Annotated in this window: 6 protein-coding genes; 2 read left to right on the forward strand and 4 right to left on the reverse strand. The window is 58.1% G+C overall.

Annotated features, from left to right (window positions below; all coding sequences use genetic code 11):
* Nucleotides 1–894 precede the first annotated feature (894 nt).
* The 3 genes from F6X37_RS34990 to F6X37_RS35000 form a co-directional block, all read right to left on the reverse strand.
* Complete coding sequence (locus F6X37_RS34990; protein ID WP_187614572.1) at nucleotides 895–2103, reverse strand: phage/plasmid replication protein, II/X family; 1209 nt, start codon at nucleotides 2101–2103, stop codon at nucleotides 895–897.
* 301 nt (nucleotides 2104–2404) lie between these two features.
* Entirely contained in the window at nucleotides 2405–4219 is a 1815-nt protein-coding gene (locus F6X37_RS34995) for a DUF3631 domain-containing protein (protein ID WP_187614573.1), read from the reverse strand.
* Complete coding sequence (locus F6X37_RS35000; RefSeq protein ID WP_187614574.1) at nucleotides 4216–4734, reverse strand: helix-turn-helix transcriptional regulator; 519 nt, start codon at nucleotides 4732–4734, stop codon at nucleotides 4216–4218. Before F6X37_RS35000 ends, F6X37_RS34995 begins: the two co-directional genes overlap by 4 nt.
* A 156-nt stretch (nucleotides 4735–4890) precedes the next feature.
* On the opposite strand from F6X37_RS35000, the gene F6X37_RS37730 reads away from it, so the two are divergent.
* Nucleotides 4891–5766, forward strand: a complete 876-nt coding sequence (locus F6X37_RS37730) for a DNA -binding domain-containing protein (RefSeq protein WP_187614575.1) — start codon at nucleotides 4891–4893, stop codon at nucleotides 5764–5766.
* 25 nt (nucleotides 5767–5791) lie between these two features.
* Here the strand turns inward: F6X37_RS37730 and F6X37_RS35010 are convergent, their stop codons facing one another.
* On the reverse strand, nucleotides 5792–7018 hold the full coding sequence (locus tag F6X37_RS35010) for a tyrosine-type recombinase/integrase (RefSeq protein ID WP_187614576.1): 1227 nt from the start codon (nucleotides 7016–7018) through the stop codon (nucleotides 5792–5794).
* 139 nt (nucleotides 7019–7157) lie between these two features.
* Between F6X37_RS35010 and F6X37_RS35015 the strand changes: the two genes are divergently transcribed.
* On the forward strand, nucleotides 7158–7730 hold the full coding sequence (locus F6X37_RS35015) for a helix-turn-helix domain-containing protein (RefSeq protein WP_262420151.1): 573 nt from the start codon (nucleotides 7158–7160) through the stop codon (nucleotides 7728–7730).
* Nucleotides 7731–7823 lie beyond the last annotated feature (93 nt).

A 7823-nucleotide genomic window follows, 5' to 3' on the forward strand; every position in this document is an offset into this window, starting at 1 on the left:
ATTTCCGCTTCCGCGAAGCCGATCTGCCTCTTCATCCTCGTGAGTCCGTTCTGTGAGCTGCCTTCTATAACGTCTTCGGCTACGTGAGCGATGACCGCCGAGTTCCATTAATCAGCGTTTCCCTAGACTTGCTGCCGGAGGGCGGGATAGCGCTCCCAACATGTCCGAATGTAAGCCTACCTCAACGGGGACCAACAATGGCAGTGAATTCATTTCGACCGCGCAAATACGAAGATCACGAAATTGTCGACGCGAACAATCAGGTTGTTGGGCATATCCGCGTGAAGCCTAGCGGCGTCCATTGGTCGCCAAAAAACGGCAAGGACTGGTATGGGATATCGCTTAACAAGTTCGCCGAATTCATGGAGAGTAACGGCAACAAAAGGAAGAAGTGACACGCTGCTCCAGCGACGAATCCGCCTGAATTCTAGAAAAACGGGCTGATCGTGATCCCCCTTCCCTGTAGACATGGTTCGGCGTGCGCTGCCGTTGGGCTCTCGTAACTGAAGGCACCGGAGAAATTTCGCGATGGGCGTTGTTGCGGGTTCTCGTAGTGCTATCGCGGCCGATGCATGCCGCAAAACAGCTTTGGATGCAAGCGCGGAGAGTAGGCAGAGCGTCGCAAAGCCGTATTTGCCGCTACACCGCTACGAACCTGCTGTTCGGTGTGGGCCGGCCGCTACAACGCTACAGGGGCACGAAAGGGCCTGTGCGAAACGGCCTTGCGCCGGCTGTTGCAGCGTTGTAGCAGCTGTAGCGCCATGGCGCACGACGTGGTCGCCGCGATCTTCACGAGCGCTGCGATTTCGCTCTCCGGCGACAAGCGGTCGCCCCGATGTCGTGGTAATCCACTCGGGGAATGCAGGGCACTTGTTTTGCCGCTACAACGTGACATCAGACGGAGAAATCTGGCATTTGCGGCATGTCCGGATAGGCCGCGGGTTCGTACGGATCGAATGCGTCTTCGTAGAGGTCGACGAACGCGCGGGATACTCCGCCGGGCAGGGCGCGACGGTCGCAGATGCTGCGCCACTCCTCTTGAACGTCGAAGGTGTGGAACAACGCGGGATCGCGCCGAATCGCGTCCGGTACCGGCACAAAGTTCTCCGGCCGCAGGATTTCGCCGATCTGGACGGGCACCTCGATTTCTCCCGGCGGCATCTCGTAGATGTCGATCGAATAGTTCTTCTTCAGCAAGCGGCGGTAGCGGGCCAACGTGCGCTGATTTCCGTCGAAATACTTCAGCATATCCCCGCCGCGCTGCCAGAACGCGACGATGCCTCGGTGCTGGTGCGGAATCGCCCATAAATCCTCGTCAGTCAAACAGGCACGCAGGCTCCCCCGCAGATTGTACTTTTCGAGCAACGTCGCGAACATGATGGCGAGCATCGTGGGGCTCAAGTCGCCGAGTGTCGGGGGCGTTTTTCCGAACTGCTCCAGCGCCTTGAAGTACTTCTTCCGATACACGGGCTCAATTCGGATGGTAGAGCGAGCGAGTTCCAATAGGGTGGCGGTATTTTCGGTATCAGGTAACGCGGCTTGCCTCCTCATCTGCCCCATTTGCACGTCCTTCAGATAGCCCTTCAACGCAACGATCTGCGAGTGCTGGTCGAAGTAGCACGTCTCGTTGTGATGCAGGGTGACGTTAAGTCCGCAGCGGAAGCCCGCAAGCGCGAGGCCGTTTACGACGGTAGCCGGGGTCAGCCCAGCAGGTACACGAAGCATGGCTGGCGTATCTACCCGCGTGATTGCAATGTCCTGCCCGAGTACGAGTCCATAGGCTTGCTGTAGCGGAATGTCGACCTTGTGCTTGTCCTTGATGGCCTTCAGCGTCGCAATGACGGTCATCCGCAGGTCGTTGGAGGCAACGATATTGTGGTCCTGGAAATGTATGGCGGCGCTGCCTTCAACGCACAACCGATTGTGCTTCTTGACGTGCCAGAACTTTAACGATTGCCGCCCCGACGGGGAGTTCAGGCAGCCGATAGAGCGGCGACGCTTCCCATTCACATCTACCTTCGTGGGGAGATCAGCATTGACGTCCTCAACACTGAACCCAACCGTGTCGAGCGTAATGCATTCTTCGAGGTGACCGATATTCATATCTACTCCATCCAAGATATCTAGTAGTGTAGGACTACAGATGTAATAATTAAGTTATATGCCTATCTTCAGCTATCAAGCTCTGCTGCATTGAGTTGTCGAGATAGGCGATGTAACTGATCTACATCGCCATATAGCTATGCAAAATACTTGCATTGTTATGGTATTACTTCACCTCGTCGCTGGCGGCACGATCAGTTGATCTGGTCGTTGCTGACAAGGGGATCTTCAACCGCCACAACGCTACAGACGCTCGTTTGGTTTCCATGTAGCGTTGTAGCGCGGTGGCGGCTTATGTGGTTTACGCAGTTTCGGAGTCTTCCGGTTCACGCGGAACGTACTGGCGGAAGGCTCGGGCAAATGCCGCACGGTGGTATCCCTTGCGCGTCGGCGAAGCATCCCTCTGACCGGGGACACGGTCTTCGCGCAGATTCACGCTTTCGATGCGCAACGGTTTGAGCATCTTTGCGAGGTCGTGCGGCGTAATCGGCCTGCCGCGCGAAAAGGTCGCCCATGGCTTTTCCGGGTCATCACACAGAAACTCGATGAGATGTTCGGTCGTCAGCTTGGCGGCACCACATGAATCGAAGGCCACCTTGATGTCTACGATCAGTTCCTCAAGGCCGGCGTCAGACTGGTTGCCGGTGTGCGCCGAGAGCAGTTTCGCGGCGCGTCGCGCGTAGTCCACCCAGTCGTCGCCGAAGAGGCTGGCGACGGCGAGCAGCGGTTCCCAGTTATCGCCGGCCCGGTCGTTACCGAGCTTGATCGGGTTCCGGCTCGCGTGCCGCACAGCGTCCGCATATCGGTGGGCTAGGCTCGCAAAGCAAGCGCGCACGGGGGCAAACACGTCGTTTTCGCAAACGATGTGCTTTTCCACCTCTTCGTTCTCTGCCTTGCGTTCAAGCGGGACCACGATGGAACGGTCGGCGAGCGTTTCGGGAAGCAGACCGATACCGAAAAGCGCCTTCATGAAAAACGTATCGAAGGACACCGTTTTGCCCTTCTCAACCCGGGCAATCGATGCCGCGTCGCGGGTGTGGCCGCCGTTGAGGATGCCGACCAGCTCCCGCGAGCGGAGAAACGTGTCGATTTCGTCAATCAGAACAGTCGGTTTGAGTGCGGGCAACCGGTACAGCGTGGCCGGGGTTACATTCGACGCGGAATAAGGGCGGCATACGAGGCTCTTGAGAAGGCCGAGCGCAGTTGTCTTGCCACACCGTCTGGTCGGCGACAGGAAGGACAGGAGCGGCGCGACCCGAATTTCTCCGGCGAAGTAGGTGGCCAGTGCCCACAGTACGATCGTGATGGCGGCGTACACGTCAACGATCAGATAGCGCCGGATGAGCATCACGGCGTGCTGGATCATGAGAATGGTGTTCACGCGGCCGGGCCATCGGGTCGGCGCTGGCGGGTCGAGCGGATCGGACATTTCGACGGCCAGCCCAAAGCCGGGCTGAACTTCTGCCGCCTCAAGGCTCCTGGCGACGCCTTCGATGCCAGATTCCCTATAGCAACCGAAGAACGTGCTGCCCGTCTCCGCGACGGCGAGCCTTGCACCGATGCTCGCCGCTGCGCGGGTCGCAACCGGCAGGCTCGGCCCATCACTGGTGCCGGCGCAGACGATGATTCCCATCGACGGGTAACGGGCGTTCAGAGCGGCGGTGACTTCGGGGAGGTTCTCGGTGTAGATCGCACTGACAACAGGCGCGCCGGTGGCCGTGGCGATTGCCAGGGCCCCCGGCAGACCGACAGTGAGGTAGAGGGTGTCGCCGTTCATCTTCCCGATAGACACCATTCCACCGTTGATCGCCGCGCCAGGAATGATGCTTTCCTCAATGGAGCCGTCGCCCGCATCCGAGACGAAAAGTACGTTCAGGAGCGAGCCGTCACTGGCTGACCGCACAGGGAAGGCGAGGGCGCCGGAAAAGTCGATCCCGCTAATGCTGACGTCGGCCGTTGAGCCCGTCACCTCCTCGATACCCAGCATGGCGAGAACAGGGTGGACGACTGTGCACGGTTGCATCTGCTCGCGAACTTCAACGACCTTCGGCATGATTTCCTCATGAAGGCGAGACCATTGCGCAGGATCGACCGGAAAGAGGTCACTCGAGTTCATGCGTGCACCTCCGCCGGAACGTTGACAGGCGCGGTCAGCGCGGCGACGAAATCCTTCATGTCGAAGCCGGGGTTGTCAACGCGCGAGAGGATCGTCGCAGCCTCGATCCATCCCATGACCTCCGATTCACGCCAGGCACTAGACTTCGTCCCCGTTTTGACCTGTTTGGGGAAGAGGCCGAGCGAAACATCGCGACGCATCGCTGCCTTCGAGCGGCCAATGATCGGCAGTACCTCGCGTTCCTTCATCAGGCGGTCGCGAGAGCTGGAGCGTACCTGTTCGATCAGCTTATCCAGAAGCGGGCATTTCGTCGTGTAGGCGACACTGGCGCTAGTCTTTGTGGCGACCGCCTTGGTTCCGCCGGAATCTGCGTTTGCGCAAAGATGCGCGTCGTGCGTGAGATCGTGCACGCGGGCCGGCTGTGCGCCACGTCCCTGGCGAATCCGCGCAATAAGCGAGGGTGGCTGATTTGCCTGCACACAACCACTGGTTGCTGAGTGAGGTTTTTTGTTCATGGTCGGCTCCGTTCGTCTATTCAGGTCTGTTCAAGAGTGAACGAATGAATTTTGCTGAAGTCGAGACCGCAGGTCGTTATCGATGTTGCCTGCCGGAGTCAGCCGGATATTCTGATGTTTCGCGAATATCATTAGAGCGATAAACGTGAATTCAACGTGATTCTCGCAGTAAGATGTATCCTTTCGAAGGAAATCCGAAGGAGCGTGAAAGTGCACATAGATGGCATCTACAGAAAGGTTCGAAAACAGAAACGTCCCCAGTGGAGAGACGAAAGCAGCTACCCGTCCGAGCCTGCCAAATGGTCGTACCGCAGGTGGGCGTGGGAGTTCCTGCGACGAAATCCGGAGTATTTCGAGGAATGCGACAAGATCAACACTGAGCCGGACTGGCTTGTGTCCGCAGGAGCGGGCGACTCGCGCCAGGCGAACCGAACACGGATGATGGATCTGCACCGGAACAAGGAAGTGGCTCGCAGATTCGGGCGATGCGAGCTGAAATCTTGCTGGGAGGCTTATCGGGACGAGGAGGACAGCGAACGCCTCTGGCTGTCGGAGACAGTGCAAAAGGTTGAGCGGTGGCGGCCGTCGGGCGGGGAGGTCCGTATGGAACTGGAAAGCGGTCAGGTGGCGATCGTTTTCGACCTGAATCGCTGCATTGAATCGGGCAGGTCCGCTATGGCGCCGTTGCTGGGCCATGCGAAGGAGATTCTTGATCGCGAGCTTGCCGCCTATGAAAAGACACTGCCTGATGGGCAGCGCTCGAAGGTCAACAGGATACGCCGCGACAAGCTACTTCTCTGGCTCAGGCTTTATGACGCAGAGTATTCGGGTGCGGACCGGGGTGAGATGGCGGAGGTCTTGTATGCTGACCGTCTGAAGGGGCCGGCGAGAGAATACCAGCACAGGATAACGGAGGTCAGGAAGCGAATCAGCGCCGATCTCAAGCGAGCCAGAGAAATGGTGGAAAGCGGGTACCTTGGGCTGGTCCCGCTTGATTCACTTCAGGACAGGTCGTCACGGCTCGTAAGGTAGCCGTTGTCAGAGTCCGAACGGGTTGCTATTGGGGGATTTCGGCAGGCAGGGGAAGCGGCACGAGCCACATATCTTCAGTCGTGGCGTGATCGGGCAAGACGAAGTCCGCCCACATCTGCATGGCCTGACGGCGTTCGTGGAGGTAGTCGGCCCGGTTGTAGGCGGCGCGGACGCGATTTCGTTCGGTGTGAGCAAGTTGCCGTTCAATCACGTCAGCGCGTACGCCTTTCGTGTTAAGCCAGGTACTCGCCGTCGCGCGGATGCCGTGCGGCGTGAAGCGGCCGCCATAGCCCATTCGATCGAAAAGAACGTTCGGGGTCGAGAGGCCCATTGGCTTATGGATGCTGCTGAGACCCGGGAAAAGGAAGTCTGAGCCGAGCGATAGCGGCTTCAGTTCCTCCAGTGCGGCGATTGCCTGCCTGCTCAGCGGCACGATATGCGGATCGCGCATTTTCATGCGCGCGGCTGGGATTTCCCATAGTGCGCCGCCGAGAACGAATTCGTCCCAGCGGGCCTGCACGATTTCGTTCTTGCGAACGAATGTGAGCAACATGAGGAGGATGCACAGTTTCGTCGCCGTGGACCCCGTATCAGCGTCAAGGCGCTCGACGAACTCTTGAATTTCATTCTCGCGCAGAGGTTCGTGACTGATATGAGGCGGAATATCAGCCCAACCTTGCAGCACGCGGGCCGGATTGGCCTGAACCTTGAGTTTTCGGATTGCATGATCGAAGACCTGGACCGCCGTTTGTCGCACACGCTCGGCAGTCTTGACGCCGCGGTCGATGCGGACCTTCTCCAGCACGTTCAGCAGTGCACTCGCATCGATCTGCGAGAGAGGCATATCGCCGATGTACGGGTTAAGATCCCGACGCAAATACAGGCTATGAGCTTCGCGCCACGCGTTCGAGCGCTGCTCCTGTTTGCCCTCGTACCAGTTCTTCGCAGTGGCTTCGAAGGAGTTGCCAAAAGAGGCGCTGCGGGCCAGCTTCTCAAGCCGCTTTCGGAACGCCGGATTGATGCCTTCAGCGAGTTGTCGTCTGGCTTCCTGGTGTAGCTCGCGTGCCTTGGCGAGCGAAACAGTGGGGTACAGACCGTAGCTGATAGTGTAGCGTCGGTTGTCGAAGCGGAAGTCAAAGCGCCATCCCTTTGTCTTCTTCGTCACGCGCAGATACAGCCCATCCTTGTCTGGCAGTTTCAGCGTACCGCCGTCACTCTTCGCCTGATTGATTTTGATGATAGTTAGAGGCATTTTCCCTGTCGTTCAACATAGAAGTTTTCGATGTTGAAACGATACAGATGCGAGCGGAGCTTGTGTGAGCCGTATAACTTTGGTCAAATCCTCATGGTTTTAATATAGTAGGTGACAAGTACGTTAGAAGAGAAAATCCATGACTGGGAAAAGTACGAGACGGGATTTCGATCAGCTTAGCGAGCGGAGGCGGGAGGCGATGGTCATGCTCGATGAAGGTATGTCGCAAGCGGACGTTGCGCGGGAACTGTCGGTGAGCCGTCAGACGGTGTCTCGATGGTCGCGGGTGAAGGATGCGTACACGGATAGTGAGCCCTGGCGCGGGCGAGCGCTTGGGCGTCCTGGTGGCTTGAGCGACGGGCAGAAGTTGGTACTTGTTAAACGTCTGGTAGACAGCTACGTGCGCGAACTCGGTCCGAGGGGCAGAAGCTCATCGAAGCCGGCTCGCTGGACGCTCGCACGAGTGGCCGGGTTGATAGAGGTCGAGTTCGGGGTGTCGTATAGCCTCGCCCATGTCAGGAATATTCTCATCGGCCTGGTCGGCGAGGATCATTGGCCGTTGTCGAATTTGAGCTTTTGGGCCCGCTTGATAGAACTGGCGCATCCGAAATGGGCCGGACGCGTTCTCTACGAGGACTTCTACGACGGTTGGGTGCTCGACTGGAGGATTCTTGGGGACCCCCGGCGTCAGACTACTTGTCGTGTTATCTGAATCTTATAGACATGGTCCGGGGGCGGTAAAATCAGGGTGAATGAAAGCCTACTCAGCAGAAAGAAAAGAAGCGCTGGTGCGTCGCATGATGCC

The sequence above is a fragment of the Paraburkholderia sp. 31.1 genome (assembly GCF_014397645.1).
Taxonomy (GTDB): domain Bacteria; phylum Pseudomonadota; class Gammaproteobacteria; order Burkholderiales; family Burkholderiaceae; genus Paraburkholderia; species Paraburkholderia tuberum.

What these genes read in the sequence shown, in the direction of transcription:
- F6X37_RS34990 (WP_187614572.1), bottom strand. Translation starts at nt 2,103, where the DNA reads ATGAATATCGGTCACCTCGAAGAATGCATTACGCTCGACACGGTTGGG.
- F6X37_RS35010 (WP_187614576.1), bottom strand. Translation starts at nt 7,018, where the DNA reads ATGCCTCTAACTATCATCAAAATCAATCAGGCGAAGAGTGACGGCGGT.
- F6X37_RS35000 (WP_187614574.1), bottom strand. Translation starts at nt 4,734, where the DNA reads ATGAACAAAAAACCTCACTCAGCAACCAGTGGTTGTGTGCAGGCAAAT.
- F6X37_RS34995 (WP_187614573.1), bottom strand. Translation starts at nt 4,219, where the DNA reads ATGAACTCGAGTGACCTCTTTCCGGTCGATCCTGCGCAATGGTCTCGC.
- F6X37_RS35015 (WP_262420151.1), top strand. Translation starts at nt 7,158, where the DNA reads ATGACTGGGAAAAGTACGAGACGGGATTTCGATCAGCTTAGCGAGCGG.